Genomic DNA, 19,289 nt, shown 5'->3' on the forward strand with positions numbered 1-19,289 from the left:
TTCGATGGCGCGGGGGCCGCGCGCCCGAGGGGAACCGACCCGGGCTGACAACGGGGCCCGGTGCCGGACGCAAGCGGCGGGCCTCACCGGGTCTGTGGGCACCGGCATGCGCGCAGCCGATCAGGCGCATGGACCCGAACCGTTACGCCTGCCCCGTCCGGCAGGCGAGCGCACTCAGGCTTTGTCGTCCTGCCTGCAGATCGCCGCGAGCGCCGCACCATCGGTCACTTCCCGCGCAGAACGGGCAGCACCGGCGAGCAGGGTGCGCTGCGTATCGCCCTTGGCCGGCCGCGTCTCGATGCAGCGCAATTCGGCGCCGCGTCCGTGCAGCACGATGTCGCGCACGCGGTTGGCCAGCTTCGCGTCCTTCGGCACCAGGGTCAGGGTCCAGCGCTGGCGGGTCCCGCTGGACTCGATGCGATAGCTGCGCGACAGCGACTCGCCATCCCCGGTCAGCAGCGCGCCGAAGCTGGCCTGCAGGCTCGCCAGTTCGGGGACCCGCGACAGCGAGAATCGACGCGGCGTGCGCCCGTCGCGGGCAATGGTCGCTTCGCCGGCCCGGATGGTGGTGGTTTCGGCGTACGGGGAGCGCACCTCGCGCACCAGCGTGTCGGCATCGGGACGCACGTACAGGCCCTGGATGCGCAACGGCGCCTTGAGCATCGGCGAGTCGCGGACCTCCACGAAGGGCGTGCTCATCGGTGCCGGGCGCGCAAGCCGGGCGAGGATCCAGCTGCTTTCCACGCCGGGGGTGGCCGCCTCAACGTTGCCCTGGAGGAGCGCCAGGCACGGCAGCATCGCCCCCAGCAGCACGCCCTGTGCCAGGCGCCGCCGCGGCGCCGGCGCTCGGCGGCAGGCCTGGCTGCGTGGGTTCGCGCGGGTTGCATGCATCGCCGTGTCCCCAGAAATCATAGAAGTTGAACCAGTTGTAAGGTGCATAACGCACGTAATGTTCAAGCCTGGCGGCGTAACCGCGGATGAGCGAGGGGATCGCGGCCGCGCGCTCGCGCCGCGGGATGTCGAGTCCTTCGCTGAACGTTTCGAACACCAATTCGTAGCGGTTGCCGCCGTGGTACAGGCCGAAGGCCAGTGACACCGGGACCTTGAGCACCGCCGCGATCAGCCAAGGCGCGGTGGGGAATTCGGCCGGCGCGCCGAGGAACGGCACGTCGACGGTCGGATGGCCCGGTTGCGCGCGATCGACGAGCAAGGCCACCAGGTGGCCCTGCTCGGCGGCCTGCTGGATCGCCAGCATGATCGCCGGGCCGTCCTGGCTGCCGTCGATCACGTTGGCGGCGATCTCGGGGTTCATGGCGTCGAAGAGCTGGGTCATGGCCGGGCTGTGCGCCTTGTCCAGCACGACGCGGATCGTGTAGTCCGGACGCTGGCGCGCCAAAACGCGCAGCACCTCGAAACTCCCCAGGTGGGATCCGAACAGGAGCACGCCGCGTCCCTGGTCGAGCTGCGCATGGATGCCATCGAGGCCGCGGATGCTGACGTCGAAGCGCTCCCTGATGTCACGCCCGGGTGCCTGCTCCCCGAGCAGGAACACGCGGTCGAGGATGGTGGAAGCGAAGGTATGGATGTGGCGCGCCACGTCGAGCAGGCTCGGGCGCAGGCCGAGGGCGCGGGCGAGGTAGGCGCGCGACGCCCGCCGCTCGGCGCCCCGCTTGAGCAGGAAGTACACGGTGATGGGGTAGAGGCACAGGCGGCCGAGCGCGCGACCGCCATGGCGGCTGATCGCCCCGATCAAGCCGATCGCGAACCGGCCGCCGCCTTCCTGGCGTTGCTTCCATTCCGAACTCATGGCCGCCCACGCGTAAACCGAGGGCGCGCCGAGGCCGGATGCAGCGCGCGCGGCTTGCGCCGAGAGGGACGGGGCGTCGGACTCATGCGCAGACCTCGCCACTGGCAAGCAGCCGGTCGCCGCGGCAGACCCGGAAACGCCAGCGTGCTCCGTCCAGCGCGTCGATGTGCACGCTGGCCGTTTCACCAGGCAGCAGCGGCTGCATGAACTTCACTTGCGGCAGGCGCAAGCCGGCCTCGAAGGGCCCATGTTGGCGCTCGATCGCTTCGATGACGTGGTCGAGGATGACCACGCCCGGCACCAGCGGCCGCCCGGGGAAATGTCCTGGCAGGCAGGGATGGTCGCCCTGCACTTGGAACGTCATGCCCTGCGCTTGTCCGCGCTCCATGCCGGTCACGCCGGCCGGCGCAGCAGGGCCACGACGGCGGCATGCGCCTGCGCCGCGAGCACCTGCCGATCCGGCTGACCCTGGGCGCCCTGCGTCGGCAGCGGCGTCCCCACGCGCACCCGGATCCGACCCGGGCGCACGCGGAACAGGCCGTCCACCGGCAACACCGCGCCGGCACCCTCGATCGCCACCGGCAACACGGCGACACCGGCGTCGATCGCCGATTGCAGGGCACCTGCCTTGAAGGGCGCCACCGCCCCCGTGAGGCTGCGGGTGCCCTCGGGAAACAGGCACAGGCTCTCGCCGCGGCGCAGCATGCCGGCGGCGTCGCGGCGCAGCAGGGGCCCGGCGCGGCGATCCTCGCGGTCGATGAACAGCATCCCGGTCACCCGTGCATACCAGCCCACGAACGGCACGCGCGTCATCTCGCGCTTGAGCAGGAAGCGCAGCGGTACGGGCACGGCGCGGAACAGCGCGCACACGTCGATCACCGACTGGTGGTTGGCGACGAGCAGGTACGGCCGCGACCAGTCGATGCGCTCGACGCCTTCGACCCGCAGGCGCGCGCCGGCGCCCCCGAGCAGGCCAGGCGCCCAGCACGACGACGCCATGCGCAGCGCCCAGTCGCGCCTGCCGGTCAACGCCACCACGCCCAGCGCCAGGCTGATCCAGACCGCCGTCCACGCCGCGGTAAACGCGAGTTGCAGCGCATTGGCGCATTGCCATGCCCAGCCCTTCATCGCCGAAGCCATCAAGCTGGGGGTGTCGACGCGGGTCTGCATGGGCGGGAAGGATACCGAAGCAGTGCGCGGCACGGCGGGCCGGCACCGCCTCAGCGCAGGAAATCCCGCCAGAAGGCCGGGCCGAGCGACGACAGCTTGCGCACGAAATCGGCAACGTTGCGATAGCGCCCCGGGAAACGCCACTTGCGCACCCAGTACTCGATCACGAACGCGCCGCCGACGATGCCGTAGTTCGCCAGGTTGGCGAACCAGGACCATTGCTCGCGGGTGATCGTGACCGGCGCAGAGATGCCGACCGTGGCCAGCAGGCCGCCGGGAGAGGCGACCAGAGCCAGGGCGAGGTTGGTGACGGCCAGTACCAGCAACAGCACTGCCCACAGCGCCGTGAGGCCACGGGTGTACGCGCGCAGGTCTGCGGCCACGCGCTCGGCGGGCAGGGCTTCGAGCGCAGCCACGATGCGGGTGATCCGCGGCACGCTGCCCGCGCGCAAGCTGCGCGCGAACCAGTAGGCGACCAGGCCCAGGAAGGCCACCGGCACCAGCAGCAGCGGCAGCGACGCGAGCCCGCTGGCATGCAGCAGCCACACCGTCATCAGCAGCAGGGGCAGGGCGAGCCAGGCCCAGCGCCTCCGGTCGCGCAGCGGCACGACCATCAGCAGCAGGACCAGGACCACCAGCGCGGCGGCGGCGAAGGCGTCGTCCTGGCGCGCGCTGGCGGTGTGCGCCAGCAAGGCGTAGGCCGCGGCCAGCAGGACCTGCAGCGCGATCGCCACCGGCGGGGTCGTCAAGCAGCCCGGTTCTGCTCGATATGCTCCGACAGCGCCCGCAGGGACGCGAAGATGCGCAGGTTGTCGTCGTTGTCCGAACGCAGCTGGAACCCGTAGCGCTTGCTGATGGCCAGCGAAAGCTCCAGCGCATCGATCGAATCCAGCCCCAGCCCGCTGTTGAACAGCGGCGCTTCCGGGTCGATGTCCGCCGCGGCCACGTCCTCGAGGTTGAGGCTTTCGACCAGGAGGTCGGCGAGTTCGCGTTCGGCTGGGGTCTGGCTGGACATGCTCGGCGGTCTTCCGTGTTGCGGGGCGGGTGTCGGGCGCGGTTGCGCCCCTGGAATGGCTCGCGGCGCAGGTTGGCGGCCGCGCTATCATGCGCCCCCGGAATGATCGCACGGGCCGGCACTCGCCGCGAACCCCACCCGGAAGGCGCATGAGCCGTACCGAACACAGCACCGACATCGATGCAGCGGCAGCGGAGCAGCAGGTCGACGTGCTGGTCATCGGCGGCGGCCCCGCGGGCAGCACCGCGGCCGCCCTGCTGGCCCGCAAGGGCTGGCGCGTCGCCTTGCTGGAGAAGGACCGCCATCCCCGGTTCCACATCGGCGAATCCCTGTTGCCGATGAACCTGCCGATCCTGGAGCGCTTGGGCGTGCTCGACCAGGTGCGCGCGATCGGGGTGCACAAGCCGGGCGCCGACTTCCCCTTGCGCGACGCGGCCGGCTCCACCCATGTGTTCCGTTTCGACCGCGCCCTGTCGCCGACTTTCGACCACGCGTTCCACGTCCGTCGCGACGAATTCGACCAGTTGCTGTTCGAACACGCGCGCTCGCAGGGGGTGGAGGTCCGCGAACAGGCCACGGTCACCCGGGTCGCGTTCGAGGGCGACCGCCCCGCGGTCGTGCATGTCCGCCCCGCCGACGGCGGGGCGTTGCGCTACCGGGTGCGCTACCTGGTCGACGCCAGCGGCCGCGACACCTTCCTCGGCAACGCGCTCGGACTCAAGCGCAAGAGCACGCAGCACCAGTCCGCCGCGATCTTCAGCCACTTCAAGGGGGTGCAGCGGCGCGAGGGCGAGGACGCCGGCAACATCACCATCGACCGCTTCGAACATGGCTGGTACTGGCTGATCCCCCTGCCGGACGACGTCATGAGCGTGGGTGCGGTGTGTTTCCCCGAGTACCTCCGGCAACGCAACCGCGACCCGGGCAACGCCGGTCGCGACCAGGCCAGCCGCAACGAGGCCTTCCTGATGCGGACCCTGGAGGCGGCGCCGACGGTGTGGAACCGCATGCGGCAGGCAACGCGCGTCGCCCCGGTGCACGTGACCGGCAACTATTCCTATGCCTGCGCGCGCATGGCCGGACCCGGGTGGGTCATGGCCGGCGACGCCTACGCCTTCATCGACCCGGTGTTCTCCTCGGGCGTCTACCTGGGCATGGACAGCGCCGAGCGCGCCGCGGCGGTGGTCGACGGCACCCTGCGCGAGCCGGATCGCGAACAGGCGCTGCAACGCGCCATGGCCAGGCGCGCCACGCGTGGCCTGAAGCATTTCTCCTGGTTCATCCACCGCTTCACCACGCCAGTGATGCAGCGCCTGTTCCGGACGCCGCGCAACGCCCTGCGGATCGAGCAGGCGGTGATTTCGATGCTGGCCGGGGACGTGTTCGACAACCGCGCGGTCCTGCGCCGGCTGCTGCTGTTCCGGCTGCTCTACGCCGCCAATGCCGTGGCGATCGCGCCTAGCGCGTTTCGCGGCTGGCTGGCGCGCCGGCGGCAAGTGGGCGTGTCGTTCACCGGCGAGACCCTGCAGGCGGACAAGCCATGAGCCGCCCGGTGTCGATGCTGCCATTGCCGCACGGCAGGCAACCGCGGCTGCAGGTCGAATACGCGCATGCCGCCTCCCCGCGCGCGTTGCTGGCCGAGGACGCGCTGGCGGTGTTCGGGTTCGGGTGCGACGAGGCGGGGCTCGACGATCCGCGTTACCTGCGCGTGCCGCTGCAACCATTCCGGACCGCCGCCAACGCCACCGCGCCGTACGAGGTCTGGCATGCCAATGCACCGGTCGAACACGGCCGCGACGACGGGATCCGCTGGGCCACCGACGGCCAACTCCTGTTCGGCGCCATCGAGGTCGACGAGAACCCGGAAGCCGGCGGCGTCGAAGCGGCGGCCGCCATTGCCTACGCGCGCCTGGTCGCGTTCACGCGCCGCAGCGGCACCCCCCACCTGCTCCGCATCTGGAACTACCTGGATGCCATCACCCTGGGCGAGGGCGACGCCGAGCGCTATCGCGCCTTCTGCGTGGGCAGGGCCAAAGGCCTGGGCGATTTCGACGCCCAGCGCCTGCCGGCGGCAACGGCCATCGGGCGCTGCGACGATGCACGCGTGGTCCAGGTCTATTGGCTTGCCGCGAGAACGCCCGGGCTGCCAGTGGAGAACCCGCGCCAGTTGAGCGCCTACCGCTATCCGCGACAGTACGGGCCGCAGTCGCCGAGCTTCGCCCGTGCCATGTTGCCGCCGCCTGGCAGCACGATGCCCTTGCTGCTCTCGGGCACCGCCAGCGTGGTCGGCCACGCGTCCCAGCACGAAGGCGAGTTGCTGGCGCAGATCGACGAAACGTTCGCCAATTTCGACAGCCTGCTCGCCGCCGCTCGCGAGCGCGCGCCGTCGTTGCCCGCGCGCTTCGGCAGCGGCACGCGGCTCAAGGTCTACGTCCGCGACCGCGACGACCTGCCCACGGTGGCGGAGGCGCTGGACCGGCGCTTCGGCAACACGGTGCCCCGCGTGCTGCTGCATGCCGCGATCTGCCGTCGCGAACTGGCCGTCGAGATCGACGGGGTGCATGGGTGAGTAGCCGCGCTGACGGACTGCCCTATCGGCAGTCCGTGCGGATGCGAACGACCGGCCGCGCCAAGCTTAGTGCGGGCCAGTCCGATGACGAACGCGTCGCCACGCGTTGCGAAGGAGAACCGCGACGACGGCATGCTTCCCTCGCTTGCGGCCAACCGGGCCGGGCGATCCGCGCCCCATCGTTGCGCCATGGATGGCAGCCACGTCATCGATCCTTGGGGTTTTGCCCTATCGGCAACGACTGCGGCTGCGAACGACCGGCCGCGCCGAGCGTAGTTCGTGCCGGTCCGATGACGAACGCGTCGCCACGCGTTGCGAAGCAAAGCCTCGACGGCCTGCTTCCCGCGCTTGCGGCCAACCGGGGTGGGCGCTCCGAAGCCAACGCTCGTACGCCAGGGACGGCAGTCTCTCCACCAATTTCCGGGGCGTTGCTCGCTCTGCAGCTGCTGCAGCCACAAAGCCTCTGGCCACCCCCGCCGTCATCAAGCAAGATGGCAGGCCCTCGACCAACAAGGACATCGCCATGGGATTGATCAGCCTGCTCTGGGGCATCTTCGCGATGCTGTGGATGATCCTGGCGCTGATCCCGCTTCTGGGCTGGGGCAACTGGTTCCTGATCCCCTTCGCCGCCGTCGGCGCCATCATCGGCGCGGTGGGCATCGCCCTGACCTCGCGCGAGAAGCGGGGCCGCGCCAAGGCTGGCCTGGTGCTCAACGGGCTGGTGATCGTGGTGGCCATCGTGCGCCTGGGGATCGGCGGCGGGGTCATCTGACGCCGAACACGTCATGGCCGCAGGGCCGCGCGGGGGACGACGCCCGCGTCCCCGGCCGGCGACGCGGGCCGCCGGCGTAGAATCCCGCCATGGCCTATCCCGACACCCGCCTGCGACGCATGCGCCGCGACGCGTTCTCGCGCCGGCTGATGCGCGAGACCACGCTGTCCACCGACGACCTGGTCCTGCCGGTGTTCATCCATGGACGCCCGGGACGCGAACCGGTGGCGTCGATGCCGGGCGTCGATCGCCTCGGCATCGATGACCTGCTGCGCGTCGCCGAGACCGCCTGCGAACTCCGCCTGCCCGCGCTCGCGCTGTTCCCCGTCACCGCGCAGGAGGCGAAGTCCGCCGACGCCGCGGCGGCCTGGGACGACGACGGCCTCTGCCAACGCGCGGTGCGCGCGCTCAAGCAAGGCTTTCCCGATCTCGGCGTGATCACCGACGTCGCGCTGGATCCCTACACCTCGCATGGCCAGGATGGCCTGGTCGACGACGGCGGCTACGTGGTCAACGACGCCACCGTCGAGGCGCTGGTGCAGCAGGCGCTGTCGCATGCGCGCGCCGGGGCCGACGTGGTCGCGCCCAGCGACATGATGGACGGCCGCATCGGCGCGATCCGGCTGGCGCTGGAGGAGGCGGGGTTCGTGCATACCCGCATCCTTGCCTACGCCGCGAAGTACGCCAGCAGCTTCTACGGGCCGTTCCGCGACGCGGTCGGCAGTGCGCAGGCGCTGGGCAAGGGCGACAAGGCCAGCTACCAGATGGACCCGGCCAATCGCGACGAGGCGCTACGCGAAGTCGAACTCGACCTCGCCGAGGGCGCCGACATGGTGATGGTCAAGCCGGGCCTGCCATACCTCGACATCGTGCGCCAGGTGAAGGATGCGTTCGGCGCGCCGACCTTCATCTACCAGGTCAGCGGCGAGTACGCGATGCTCAAGGCCGCGGCCGCCAACGGCTGGCTGGACGAACGCGCCTGCGCGCTCGAATCGTTGCTGTCCTTCAAACGCGCCGGCGCCGACGCGGTGCTGACCTACTTCGCCCTCGATGCCGCGCGATGGCTGCGCGAAACGGGTTGACGCGACGAGCCCGCTCGCGGACTGTCCGCGCGCCCCGTCGATGCCGGCTTGAACCGCCGATCGCGTAGCATCGGAACATCCCCGGACCCCTCGCAGGCTCGCCGATGACCCAAGCCCCCGCCCGCCATGCGCTGTTTGGCCATCCGGTCGCGCACTCGCTGTCGCCGCAGATCCACGCGATGTTCGGGCGCGAAACCGGCATCGCGCTGACCTACGAAGCCATCGATTGCCGTCCCGAGGATTTCGCCGCCGCACTCGAGCGCTTCATGGCCGAAGACGGGACCGGTGCGAACGTCACCCTGCCGTTGAAGGAAGTCGCGTTCCCCCTGTGCGCGCAGGTCAGCGAGCGCGCCCGCGCCTCCGGGGTGATCAACACCCTGGTCCGCGAGGGCGAGGCCTGGCATGGCGACAACACCGACGGCCAGGGCCTGCTGCGCGACCTGCGCAACCGCCAGGCGCTGGACCTGCGCCAGCGCCGCACGCTGCTGCTGGGGGCGGGCGGCGGTGCCCGCGGCGTGGCGCCGGCCCTGCTCGACGCCGGCATCGGCGACCTGTTCGTGGTCAATCGAGATGGCACGCGCGCCGATGCGCTCGTCGACCGCCTCGGCCTGCCAGGCAAGGTGCATGCCCGCTACTACGACGACCTCGGCGAACTCGGCGACTTCAGCCTGATCGTCAACGCCACCTCGGCGGCGCGCAACACGGGCCTGCCCAAGCTACCGATGTCCCTGGTCGGGTCGCGCACCGCGTGCGTGGACCTGAGCTATGGCGAAGCCTCGATCCCGTTCCTGTCCTGGGCCCGCGCCGCCCGCGCGCACGACGTGGTCGACGGCCTCGGCATGCTGGTCGAACAGGCCGCCGAAAGCTTCAAGCTCTGGCACGGCGTGCGCCCGGACGCGGACCCCGTCTACGCCGAACTGCGCCAACGCCACGACGCGTTGGTCACCGCCGACTGATCATCTGCGGCACGGTCGCCGCGTCGGTAGCGTCTCGCTGACGCACGATCCCCTGCCCGTGGCAGGCGACCGATTCATTCGATGCCCCCGCGCAGGTAATCGTCCTTGAGCCGCACGTAGTGCTGGGCCGAGTAGTACAGCGCCTCGATCTCGGCCTCCGTCAGCATCCGCACTTTCTTCGCGGGATTGCCCAGCCACAGCTCGCCTTCGCCGACTTCCTTGCCGGGCGCGACCAGTGCGCCGGCGCCGACGAAGCCGTGCCGCCGCACCACCGCGCCGTCGAGCACGATCGCCCCCATGCCGATCAGCACCGCGTCCTCGATCCGGCAGGCGTGGACGATGGCCTTGTGTCCGATGGTGACGTCGTCGCCGATCACGGTGGCGAAGCCACCCAGCTTGGCGTGCGGGCCGTCGTGGCTGACGTGGACCACGGTGCCGTCCTGGACGTTGGTGCGCGCACCGATGCGCACGAAGTTCACGTCGCCGCGGATCACCGTGTACGGCCAGACGGAGGTGTCGTCGCCCAGCACCACGTCGCCGATCACGCTGGCGGCCGGATCGATGTAGGCGCGCGCGCCGAGTTCGGGGACTTTGTCGCGATAGGGACGGGTTTCGTTCATGGCCGCATTGTAGGACCGTTGCCGCATGGAGCCGACGCTCGGCAGGCGCTGGCCTACACTCGGCCCATGGACACACCCGCCGACGACCTGCGCCCCACCCTCGACCGCCTGCGTGCCGCCTGGCAGCGGCAACGGCCGGACGCCCGGCAGCGGCTCGACGACCTGTCGCGCCTGCGCGACGCCTTCCGGCAGCGCATCGACGCGATGACCGCCGCGATCAGCGCCGACTTCGGGCACCGCTCGGTGCATGAATCGCTCGCGTCCGACGGCATGACGGTGCTGTCGGAGATCGACCACCTGCGCTCGCACCTGCGCGGGTGGATGCGCCCGCGCCGCGTCGACGCCGGCTGGAAGCTGTGGCCCGCCCGCGCGCAGGTCCGGCCCGAGGCGCTGGGCGTGGTCGGCGTGATGTCGCCGTGGAACTACCCGGTCAACCTGGCGCTGATTCCGCTGGCCACCGCCATCGCCGCCGGCAACCACGCCTACCTCAAGCCCTCGGAGCACACGCCGCGCACCAGCGACTGGCTCCGCGAGCTGCTCGCCGACGTGTTCCCCGACGACCGCGTCGCGGTCGCCACCGGCGGCCCGGAACTTGGCGCCGCGTTTTCGGCCTTGCCCTTCGACCACCTCGTGTTCACCGGCTCCACGGCCATCGGCCGCAAGGTCATGGCCGCCGCGGCGCCCAACCTGACGCCGCTGACGCTGGAGCTCGGCGGCAAGTCGCCGGCGATCGTCGCCGAGGATTTCCCGGTCGAGCTGGCCGCCGCGCGCCTGTCCACCGGCAAGTGGTTCAACGGCGGCCAGACCTGCATCGCGCCCGATTACGTGCTGGTCGAGCGGTCCCGCCGCGATGCGCTGGTCGCCGCCCTGCGCGCCGAGGCCCGGGCGCGCTACGGCGCGCTTCAGGATGCCGACGACTACACCCGCATCATCAACGGGGACCAGTACCGCCGCCTGCGCGGCTACCTCGACGACGCCCGCGATCGCGGCCTGGAGTGCATCGCATTGGTCGACATCGATCCGGGGCGCGCCGATGCCGAACGCCTGTTCGCGCCGACCCTGGTGCTGGAGCCCGGCGATGACGCCACGGTCATGCAGGAGGAAATCTTCGGGCCCATCCTGCCGATCAAGTCGTATGGCTCGCTGGACGAGGCCATCGACTACGTGCTCGCGCACGACCGCCCCCTGGCGCTGTATCCCTTCAGCCGCAACCGCGCCACCGTCGAGGCCATCCTCGGCCGCGTGCTGGCCGGCGGCGTCACCGTCAACGACACCTTGCTCCACTTCGCCGCGAATGCGCTGCCCTTCGGCGGCGTCGGCGCCAGCGGCATGGGCGCCTACCACGGGCGCGCGGGTTTCGATGCGATGACCAAGGCGATGCCGGTGCTGTGGCAGTCGCGCCGCGCGGCGAGCGACTGGCTCAAGCCGCCCTACCGGGGTTGGGTGGACCGCTTGGTGCGCCTGCTCGCGCGCTGAACGTCCGCGCGGGCTAGCTCGCCGAAAACGCCCCGAACGCATCGATCGTGCGCTGCACCCCGTCGTCGTCGACGTCCAGGTGCAGCACCAGGCGAATCGCATCGCTGTCGCCGATCGACACGCGCACGCGTGCAGCGTCAAGAGCGGACTTCAACGCCGCGTGCCGCGCCGTCGGGATCGCCAGGAAGACCATGTTGCTGTGTTGCGCGGGGACCTCGATCCCGGACAGGCCACGCAGTGCATCGGCCAGCCGCGCGGCGCGGGCATGGTCGTCGGCCAGGCGCGCGACGTGGTGGTCGAGCGCATGCAGCGCGCCCGCAGCCAGGATGCCGGCCTGGCGCATGCCGCCGCCGGTGACCTTGCGCCAGCGTCGCGCCTCGCGGATGAGCGCTTCCGTGCCCAGCAATACGGAACCGACCGGTGCGCCCAGTCCCTTGGACAGGCACACCGAGACGCTGTCGAAGTGCGCCGCGATGCTGCGCACCGGCACGTCCAGCGCGGCCGCCGCGTTGTACAGGCGCGCGCCGTCCAGGTGCAGCCCGAGCCCACGCCGGTCGCAGAGCGCGCGCGCCGCGGCCAGGTAGTCCAGCGGCAGCGGCCGGCCGTGCCAGGTGTTCTCCAGGCACAGCAGCCGGCTGCGGGCGAAATGCGGATCGTCGGGCTTGATCGCGCGCTCCACGGCCTCCAGCGGCAGCGTGCCGTCGTCGGCCTGCGGGATGGGTTGCGGCTGGATCGAGCCCAGCACCGCCGCGCCGCCACCCTCGTACTTGTAGGTGTGCGCGTCCATGCCGACGATGTACTCGTCGCCTCGCTGGCAATGCGCCATCAGCGCCAGCAGGTTGGATTGCGTGCCGCTGGGGACGAACAGCCCGGCTTCGAACCCCAGGTCGCCCGCCAGCCGCGCCTGCAGCGCATTGACCGTCGGATCGTCGCCGTAGACGTCGTCGCCAACCTCGGCGGCGGCCATCGCCGCGCGCATCGCGGCTGTGGGGCGGGTGACGGTGTCGCTGCGCAGGTCGATCCAGTCCATGCGGCGATGGTAGCGTGCACGCGGTCCGCCGCGTGACGCGCTTGCACCGACGCCGATGCCGGCACAGGATGCCACCCATGAAAATCGCCAGCTGGAACGTCAATTCGCTCAACGTCCGCCTGCCCCACCTGGAACAGTGGCTGCGGCAGGAAGCGCCCGACGTGGTCGGGCTGCAGGAAACCAAGCTGTCCGACGACAAGTTCCCCGACACCGCGCTGGCGGCGCTGGGGTATCGCAGCGTGTTCTCGGGGCAGAAGACCTACAACGGCGTCGCGCTGCTGGCGCGCGGCAAGGCGCTGGACGACGTCCAGATGGGCATCCCGGGGTTCGATGACGAGCAGAAGCGCGTCATCGCCGCGACCGTCGACGGCGTGCGCGTGGTCAACCTCTACGTGGTCAACGGCCAGGACGTCGGCACCGAGAAGTACGCCTACAAGCTGCGCTGGCTGGACGCGGTGCATGGTTGGCTGGCCAATGAACTGACACGGCATCCTAAGCTCGTCGTACTGGGCGACTTCAACATCGCACCGGACGACCGAGACGTCCACGACCCGGCGATCTGGAACGACGACCACATCCTGACGTCGACCGCCGAGCGCGAGGCGCTGCAACGGCTGCAGGCGCTCGGCCTGCACGATGCCTTCCGCAGCCATCACGACGAAGGCGGCACGTTCAGCTGGTGGGATTACCGGCAGGCCGCGTTCCGCCGCGACATGGGGCTGCGTATCGACCTCACCCTGGTCTCGGATGCCTTGCGGGAGACCGCCGCCGCCGGCATCGACCGCGAACCGCGGACGTGGGAACGACCGAGCGACCATGCGCCGGCCTGGGTGCGGCTGGGCTAGCCCGCCACCGGCCGTCGGCCCCCTGCGCGAGGACGCCTGCGTTCGACGGCGGAAAAAACCCGCCGGAAACAAGAAGGCCCGGTGGAAACCGGGCCTTCTCGACTACCGTGGAGCGATGCAGCGGATCAGCGGACGCTTCCGCGACGGAACAGGTTGACGATGGCGAGCAGCACGATCGCGCCGATCAGCGCGGTGATCAGGAACCCCACCCAGCCCCCGCCGAGGCCCAGGCCCAGGGTCGGCAGCAACCAGCCACCGAGGAAGCCGCCGATGATGCCGACGACGACGTTGAGGATGATGCCCTGCTGGCCATCGGTCTTCATGACCATGCTGGCGAGCCAGCCCGCGATACCGCCGACAATCAGATAAATAAGGAAATTCATGCGTTCTCTCCTGTCCTGTGCTGGTTTGCTTACTCCCCGGAAGGGGGCGGCCGCCAGTCTCGCGGGCGCTCCGTGACGGCAGCGTCGTTAAGCGTGGCGTCAGGCGGACAATAACGCAGCGGCGCGTCAGTCGATGTTGCCATGCAGCATGCGCAGCAAGGCCGCGCGCGGCAGCTTTCCCGTTTCGTTGCGCGGCAGCGCCGGCACGCATCGCAACGGTCGCGGGAGGAACACCGGATCGACGGCGCACCGCATCGCCTCGCGGATGGCGGGGGCGGCGAGTCCCGGCGCGACGACCAGCGCGGCGATGCGCCGCACGCCGTCGTCGTCGCGCGCATCGAGCTGGAACACCACGCCATCCTCGACGCCGGGGATGGCCAGCAGGCGGCGCGTCAGGTCGCCCAGCGACGCGCGCTTGCCGGCGATTTCCAGGAGATCGGATTGGCGTCCCCGCAGCTCGAAGCGGCCGTCGCCGGCGACATCGACCAGGTCGGCGAGGGCCACCGGTCCGGCAAGGTGGTCGGCGTGCACGACGGCGCCATCGGGCCTGGGCTGAAGGGACACGCCCCGCAGCGGTGTCCAGGCTCGTTCGCTCGCCGTGCGCCGGCGGGCGATGACGCAGGTCTCGGTCGACCCGAACAGTTCCCGCACCTCGCAACCGAAGTGCGACTCGGCGGCCGCGGCCAGCGCCTGCGGCAAGGGCGCGGTCGCGCTGACGATGCCGGCCAGTGGCGGCAGTCGCAGCCCCCCTCCGCCGGCGGCCGCGTCGACCAGGGCGCGCAGGTGCACCGGGGTGGTGACCAGCAAGCGCGAACCCGGCGCGTCGTGCAGGGCGTTCGCGATGTCCTGCGGGAAGAAGGGGCGTCCACGGTGCACCGCAGCCTCGCCCAGCAAGGGCAGCAGCACCGACATCTCCATGCCGTACATGTGCTGCGACGGCACGGTCGCCACGATCGAACGCTGCTCCCCCTCGCGCCACAGGCCGGCCAGGGCCTCGAGGTTCTGCGCGGTGCTGGTCCGGAAACTGGCCCAGGTCTTGCGGTTGGGCGTGGGATGCCCGGTGCTCCCGGACGTGAAGCCGATGGCGACCAGCGCGTCCGGGGCGACGTGCGGCGTGCCGCCCGGTCGCGTCGGCAAGTCGCGGGCCACGTGCACGTAATGCGGCGGCATGCCTTGCGCATCGCAACCACAGGGATCGGCGTCGCCAAGGCAGTAGCTGTCGGGGTGCTGGGCGCGCACGTCGTCGATCGCGGCCCGTGTCCGCGCCGGCGGCAGCAAGGTGGCCTGGCCGCGCACGGCCACCGCGCAGAACGCAACCAGGAAGCGATAGCGGTTGTCGCACAGGTTCAGCGCGAAGGGCCGGTCGGGCAAGGTCGCCGCGAGCCCGCGCACGTGGGCGAAGAAGGTCGACAGCGGGGTCTGGCCATGGCGGTCGAAGGCGATGGCGCGATCGGGGCTCCCGATGGCCAGCGCGCAGGTGGCCCGCGCCGATGGCGCCGCATGCCCCGCATCGAACGACTGGAGATTGGCCGACATGACGTACGTCTTTCCCTGGCGCCCCCGTGCGCCGCCCCCGCCCGCTGCCGTTCCGGCACCGCGGGACGGACCTAGCTTACGCTGTCAGGCCCGCCCCGCGCCAAGTGCCCGGCGCCGCCTGCCTGCGATGACGCTTTCCGCGCGAGATCTCACCTTCGGCCCCGTGCATTGCGCATGGCGCCCGCATCCACGTGGCCTACGGGCCGAGGCCGCCGTGCGCCAGTGGCTGGCGGAGGCGCTGCGCACGCCCGCCGATGCCCTGCCGCTGGAGCGCGGAACACGGGGCCGTCCACGCCTGGGCGCGCCGCTGCATCGGACCGACGTCAACTGGAGCCACAGCGGCGATGGACTGCTGATGGCGCGCGGCGACGAGCTGCGCCTGGGCGTGGACCTCGAATTGCTGCGGCCGCGGCCGCGCGCACTGGAAGTGGCGAATCGATACTTCGCCGCCAGGGAATGCGCGCGGCTGGCGGCGCTGCCCGAGTCGGACCGGGACCGCGCGTTCACCCGCCTCTGGTGCGCGAAGGAAGCGGTGCTCAAGGCCCACGGTCGCGGCCTGGCGTTCGGGCTGGACAAGCTGGTCTTCGATGCCGACGGCGACACCTGGGTCCTGGTCGACTGCGATCCCGCGCTCGGCACGCCGCTCGACTGGGCGCTGCACCACTTCCAACCCGCGCCCGGCTACCTGGCCGCGCTGGCCTGGCGTGCGGCCACGCCCATGGCCCGCCCCAGCCCTTAGGGCACCGTTCCGCGACGCCGGGGGCGCGCACGACACCGCGCCCCCGCAGGCCGCTCCTACAATACGTCGATGCCCGACACCTTCCCGTCCGCACTCCCGGAAGAACTCGACGCCGGCCTGCACGCGCTCGGGCTCGATGCCGCGCTGGCGACGCCCCTGCTCGCCTACCTGTCGCTGCTGCTGCGCTGGAACCGTACCTACAACCTCACCGCCATCCGCGACCCGCGCGAGATGGTCGGCAAGCACCTGCTCGACGCGCTGTCGATGCATCCGCACCTGACCGGGATCGCCAGCCTCGCGGACCTGGGCAGCGGCGCCGGCATCCCGGGCATCCCGCTGGCAATCGCCTGTCCCGCGCTCCAGGTCACGCTGGTGGAATCGAACGGCAAGAAAGCGCGGTTCCTGCGCGAAGCGGTGCGCGCGCTGCCGCTGGCCAACGCCCAGGTGGCCGAGTCCAGGGCCGAGGGATTCGACGCACCCGGTGGATACGACGCGATCACCGCCCGTGCCCTGGCGACCCTCGCGGACCTCGTCGCGCTGGGCGGCCACCTGCTCAAGCCCGCCGGACGGCTGCTGGCGATGAAGGGCGCGATTCCACACGCCGAGATCGACCAGCTTCCGCGCGGATGGCGCGTCGACGCGGTGCATGCGCTGCACGTGCCCGGCGTGGTCGCGGACCGGCACCTGGTGGTGGTGACCCGCGATGCCGCCGCAGGGTCGGGGCGCACGGGCCTTGCACCGGGGGCATAATGGTCGGCCCCGACCCGGCCGGCGCCCCGCCCCGGGCCCTACCGCATCGAGGCATCCGGACCCGCATTGGCCCGCATCATCGCCATCGCCAACCAGAAGGGCGGCGTCGGAAAGACGACCACCGCCGTCAACCTCGCCGCGGCGATGGCGCGCACGCCCAAGCGCGTGCTGCTGGTCGACCTCGACGCCCAGGGCAACGCCACGATGGGCAGCGGCGTGGACAAGCGCGAGTTGCAGGTGTCGACCTGCGACGTGCTGCTGGAGGAAGTGCATGCCGACGGCGCCATCGTCGCCACCGACGAAGGCTACGACCTGCTGCCCGGCAACACCGACCTGACCGCGGCCGAGATCGAGCTGATGGACGAGGAGGGCCGCGAGCAGCGGCTCAAGCGCGCGCTCGATCCGCTGCGCCCGCGCTACGACTACATCATCGTCGACTGCCCGCCGGCGCTGTCGCTGCTGACGCTCAACGCGCTGACCGCCGCCGACTCGGTGCTGGTGCCGATGCAGTGCGAGTACTACGCGCTCGAAGGCCTGACCTCGCTGCTGCAGACCATCGATGCCCTCAAGGCCCGGCTCAACCCGGCGCTGGAGATCGAAGGCGTGCTGCGCACCATGTTCGACGTACGCAACAACCTGACCAATGCCGTGTCGTCCGAACTCACGACCCATTTCGGCGACAAGGTCTTCCGCACCATCGTGCCGCGCAACGTGCGGCTGGCCGAAGCGCCCAGCCACGGCCAGAGCATCATCGGCTACGACCGCGGCAGTCGAGGCGCCGTGGCCTACCTCGGCCTGGCCGGCGAGATCCTGCGCCGCCAACGCGACCGGGACCTGGCCGCCCGCACCCCGACACAGGAGCAAGCCCCCATGGAGAGCCCGGCATGAGCGCCGCCAAGTCAGCACTCGGCAAGGGCCCCCCGGCCAAGGGCGGTACCGCGAAGAAGCGCGGCCTGGGCCGTGGCCTGGAAGCCTTGCTCGGCCCCAAGGGGGCCGCGGCCGCGCCAGCGCTGGAGGCTACCGAGGGCGACCAGCTGCGCCAGCTGCCCCTCGATGCGCTGAGCGCCGGCAAGTACCAGCCGCGCAAGCACTGGGACGAAGACAAGCTCGAGGAGCTGGCCGAGTCGATCCGGTCGCAGGGCGTGATCCAGCCCATCGTGGTCCGCGAACTGGCCGACCGTACCTACGAGATCATCGCCGGCGAGCGCCGCTGGCGCGCATCGCGCCTGGCCGGGCTGCGCGAGATCCCGGCGGTCGTCCGCAGCGTCGACGACCGGACCATGGTCGCGATGGCGCTGATCGAGAACATCCAGCGCGAGGACCTCAACCCGCTGGAAGAGGCGCATGCGCTGGAGCGCTTGATCGACGAGTTCGACCTCACCCACGCCCAGGCCGCGGAAACCGTGGGCCGTTCACGGGCCTCGGTGTCCAACCTGCTGCGCCTGCTCGAGCTTCCGCCTGCGATCCGCAGCCTGCTGGAGGACGGCAAGCTGGAGATGGGGCACGCCCGGGCGCTGCTGACGTTGTCGCCGGAGCTGGCCACGCGGCTGGCCGAGGACGCCGCGCAGCATGGCTGGTCGGTGCGCGAAGTCGAGCACCGCGCGCAGCAGTTCGCCGCCGGGAAATTGCCTGCCACCGGCAGGAAGGCAGCGGGCGGCAAGGCGCGGCCCCAGGCCGACATCGCGGCGCTGGAAACCGAGTTGTCCGAGACCCTGGGCGCCAAGGTCAGCATCGCCCACGGCCGCGGCGGCAAGGGGCGGCTGGTGATCCACTACGGCAACCTGGACGCGCTCGACGGGGTGCTGGAGCGGCTGCGCCGCCGATAAGGGCGATCCGCCCGACCGGGCCCGCCCGATTTGCCCGCCGCTGCCCGAACCTGCATAATGCCCGGCTCGCTGCGTCCGGCCGCCCTTGGGGCGGTCCGGGGCTGGCCGGAAGCGCGTTCCGGCCCCTGTCCTGGCGGCGACTCCCACCCGTACCGCGCGCCGCACCGTCGGCGGGGCCGATGTCTTCCAGGCCATGGAGGACGACCATGATGATTCGAGGTGCGTTATGTCCCGTGTATGCCAAGTCACCGGCAAGCGCGTGCAGACCGGCAACAACGTCTCGCACGCCAACAACAAGACCCGTCGCCGCTTCCTGCCGAACCTGCACGAGCGCCGTTTCTGGGTCGCCAGCGAGAACCGCTGGGTCAAGTTGAAGGTTTCCGCGCAGGCAATGCGCACCATCGACAAGAACGGCATCGATGCCGTCCTGTCCGATCTCCGCGCCCGCGGCGAAAAGGTCTGAGGAGGACATCATGGCAGGCAAACGCGACAAGATCCGTCTGGTGTCCACGGCCGACACCGGCCACTTCTACACCACCGACAAGAACAAGAAGAACACCCCCGGGAAGATGGAAATGAAGAAGTACGATCCGGTGGTGCGCAAGCACGTGGTGTACAAGGAAGCCAAGATCAAGTAACGCCGGGCCCCGCGCTCCGGCGCGGCGTCCTGGAGCGCCGTCCCCGCGCGAGCGGGGAGCCGGTGACTTCGACCG

General features: G+C 70.9%; 23 protein-coding genes. 13 read left to right on the plus strand and 10 right to left on the minus strand.

The features are described from left to right. Window positions 1-174: 174 nt before the first annotated feature. The 6 genes from ABD970_RS02260 to ABD970_RS02285 form a co-directional block, all read right to left on the minus strand. Window positions 175-798 carry a LolA-related protein gene (locus tag ABD970_RS02260; RefSeq protein WP_345293871.1) on the minus strand — a complete coding sequence of 208 codons (624 nt, stop codon included), beginning with the start codon at window positions 796-798 and terminating at the stop codon, window positions 175-177. Next, complete coding sequence (locus tag ABD970_RS02265) at window positions 761-1,807, minus strand: lysophospholipid acyltransferase family protein (RefSeq protein ID WP_345293872.1); 1,047 nt, start codon at window positions 1,805-1,807, stop codon at window positions 761-763. The genes ABD970_RS02260 and ABD970_RS02265 overlap by 38 nt, the downstream gene beginning before the upstream one ends. Window positions 1,808-1,889: 82 nt before the next feature. Beyond that, window positions 1,890-2,171, minus strand: a complete 282-nt coding sequence (locus ABD970_RS02270; RefSeq protein ID WP_345293873.1) for an ApeI family dehydratase — start codon at window positions 2,169-2,171, stop codon at window positions 1,890-1,892. A 29-nt stretch (window positions 2,172-2,200) separates the two neighbouring features. Then, window positions 2,201-2,947, minus strand: coding sequence for a lysophospholipid acyltransferase family protein (locus ABD970_RS02275; protein ID WP_345294542.1), 747 nt, complete (start codon window positions 2,945-2,947; stop codon window positions 2,201-2,203). 80 nt (window positions 2,948-3,027) lie between these two features. Further along, on the minus strand, window positions 3,028-3,726 hold the full coding sequence (locus ABD970_RS02280; RefSeq protein WP_345293874.1) for a COG4648 family protein: 699 nt from the start codon (window positions 3,724-3,726) through the stop codon (window positions 3,028-3,030). Then, window positions 3,723-3,992: a phosphopantetheine-binding protein gene (locus tag ABD970_RS02285; protein ID WP_345293875.1), complete on the minus strand. Its 270-nt coding sequence runs from the start codon at window positions 3,990-3,992 to the stop codon at window positions 3,723-3,725. Before ABD970_RS02285 ends, ABD970_RS02280 begins: the two co-directional genes overlap by 4 nt. A gap of 149 nt (window positions 3,993-4,141) precedes the next feature. Here ABD970_RS02285 and ABD970_RS02290 point away from each other — a divergent pair, with 149 nt between their 5' ends. From ABD970_RS02290 to aroE, 5 genes are all read left to right on the plus strand, one after another. Continuing rightward, a complete protein-coding gene (locus ABD970_RS02290; protein WP_345293876.1) occupies window positions 4,142-5,536 on the plus strand; it encodes an NAD(P)/FAD-dependent oxidoreductase in 1,395 nt (464 codons plus the stop codon). Continuing rightward, entirely contained in the window at window positions 5,533-6,561 is a 1,029-nt protein-coding gene (locus tag ABD970_RS02295; protein ID WP_345293877.1) for a chorismate transformation FkbO/Hyg5 family protein, read from the plus strand. Before ABD970_RS02290 ends, ABD970_RS02295 begins: the two co-directional genes overlap by 4 nt. Before the next feature lie 523 nt (window positions 6,562-7,084). After that, entirely contained in the window at window positions 7,085-7,333 is a 249-nt protein-coding gene (locus tag ABD970_RS02300) for a hypothetical protein (protein WP_345293878.1), read from the plus strand. Between the two features lie 89 nt (window positions 7,334-7,422). Beyond that, window positions 7,423-8,415, plus strand: coding sequence for a porphobilinogen synthase (hemB, locus tag ABD970_RS02305; RefSeq protein ID WP_345293879.1), 993 nt, complete (start codon window positions 7,423-7,425; stop codon window positions 8,413-8,415). Between the two features lie 104 nt (window positions 8,416-8,519). Then, a complete protein-coding gene (gene aroE / locus ABD970_RS02310; RefSeq protein ID WP_345293880.1) occupies window positions 8,520-9,371 on the plus strand; it encodes a shikimate dehydrogenase in 852 nt (283 codons plus the stop codon). Between the two features lie 74 nt (window positions 9,372-9,445). Here the strand turns inward: aroE and ABD970_RS02315 are convergent, their stop codons facing one another. Next, window positions 9,446-9,991 carry a gamma carbonic anhydrase family protein gene (locus ABD970_RS02315; protein WP_345293881.1) on the minus strand — a complete coding sequence of 182 codons (546 nt, stop codon included), beginning with the start codon at window positions 9,989-9,991 and terminating at the stop codon, window positions 9,446-9,448. Between the two features lie 66 nt (window positions 9,992-10,057). Here ABD970_RS02315 and ABD970_RS02320 point away from each other — a divergent pair, with 66 nt between their 5' ends. Further along, on the plus strand, window positions 10,058-11,467 hold the full coding sequence (locus tag ABD970_RS02320) for a coniferyl aldehyde dehydrogenase (protein WP_345293882.1): 1,410 nt from the start codon (window positions 10,058-10,060) through the stop codon (window positions 11,465-11,467). A 13-nt stretch (window positions 11,468-11,480) separates the two neighbouring features. Here ABD970_RS02320 and ltaE read toward each other — a convergent pair whose 3' ends face one another. Further along, window positions 11,481-12,497 carry a low-specificity L-threonine aldolase gene (gene ltaE / locus ABD970_RS02325; protein WP_345293883.1) on the minus strand — a complete coding sequence of 339 codons (1,017 nt, stop codon included), beginning with the start codon at window positions 12,495-12,497 and terminating at the stop codon, window positions 11,481-11,483. Window positions 12,498-12,574: 77 nt separating this feature from the next. On the opposite strand from ltaE, the gene xth reads away from it, so the two are divergent. Then, on the plus strand, window positions 12,575-13,342 hold the full coding sequence (gene xth / locus ABD970_RS02330; protein ID WP_345293884.1) for an exodeoxyribonuclease III: 768 nt from the start codon (window positions 12,575-12,577) through the stop codon (window positions 13,340-13,342). Window positions 13,343-13,467: 125 nt separating this feature from the next. Here the strand turns inward: xth and ABD970_RS02335 are convergent, their stop codons facing one another. Together ABD970_RS02335 and ABD970_RS02340 are read right to left on the minus strand one after the other, a co-directional pair. Further along, window positions 13,468-13,725 carry a GlsB/YeaQ/YmgE family stress response membrane protein gene (locus tag ABD970_RS02335; RefSeq protein WP_345293885.1) on the minus strand — a complete coding sequence of 86 codons (258 nt, stop codon included), beginning with the start codon at window positions 13,723-13,725 and terminating at the stop codon, window positions 13,468-13,470. A 126-nt stretch (window positions 13,726-13,851) separates the two neighbouring features. Continuing rightward, window positions 13,852-15,261, minus strand: coding sequence for an AMP-binding protein (locus ABD970_RS02340; RefSeq protein WP_425563027.1), 1,410 nt, complete (start codon window positions 15,259-15,261; stop codon window positions 13,852-13,854). A gap of 214 nt (window positions 15,262-15,475) precedes the next feature. On the opposite strand from ABD970_RS02340, the gene ABD970_RS02345 reads away from it, so the two are divergent. The 6 genes from ABD970_RS02345 (at window position 15,476) to rpmG (ending at window position 19,214) form a co-directional block, all read left to right on the plus strand. Further along, window positions 15,476-16,000, plus strand: a complete 525-nt coding sequence (locus tag ABD970_RS02345) for a 4'-phosphopantetheinyl transferase family protein (RefSeq protein ID WP_345293886.1) — start codon at window positions 15,476-15,478, stop codon at window positions 15,998-16,000. A 69-nt stretch (window positions 16,001-16,069) separates the two neighbouring features. Then, window positions 16,070-16,750 (plus strand): 16S rRNA (guanine(527)-N(7))-methyltransferase RsmG, encoded by a 681-nt coding sequence (gene rsmG / locus ABD970_RS02350; RefSeq protein WP_345293887.1) that lies wholly within the window; start codon window positions 16,070-16,072, stop codon window positions 16,748-16,750. Between the two features lie 66 nt (window positions 16,751-16,816). Beyond that, a complete protein-coding gene (locus ABD970_RS02355) occupies window positions 16,817-17,638 on the plus strand; it encodes a ParA family protein (RefSeq protein ID WP_345293888.1) in 822 nt (273 codons plus the stop codon). Next, window positions 17,635-18,576, plus strand: a complete 942-nt coding sequence (locus ABD970_RS02360) for a ParB/RepB/Spo0J family partition protein (RefSeq protein WP_345293889.1) — start codon at window positions 17,635-17,637, stop codon at window positions 18,574-18,576. The genes ABD970_RS02355 and ABD970_RS02360 overlap by 4 nt, the downstream gene beginning before the upstream one ends. A gap of 226 nt (window positions 18,577-18,802) precedes the next feature. Next, complete coding sequence (rpmB, locus tag ABD970_RS02365; RefSeq protein WP_345293890.1) at window positions 18,803-19,039, plus strand: 50S ribosomal protein L28; 237 nt, start codon at window positions 18,803-18,805, stop codon at window positions 19,037-19,039. Between the two features lie 7 nt (window positions 19,040-19,046). Next, window positions 19,047-19,214, plus strand: coding sequence for a 50S ribosomal protein L33 (gene rpmG / locus ABD970_RS02370; protein ID WP_425563052.1), 168 nt, complete (start codon window positions 19,047-19,049; stop codon window positions 19,212-19,214). Window positions 19,215-19,289 lie beyond the last annotated feature (75 nt).

Source organism: Luteimonas vadosa (assembly GCF_039543545.1).
GTDB classification, from domain to species: Bacteria; Pseudomonadota; Gammaproteobacteria; order Xanthomonadales; family Xanthomonadaceae; genus Luteimonas; species Luteimonas vadosa.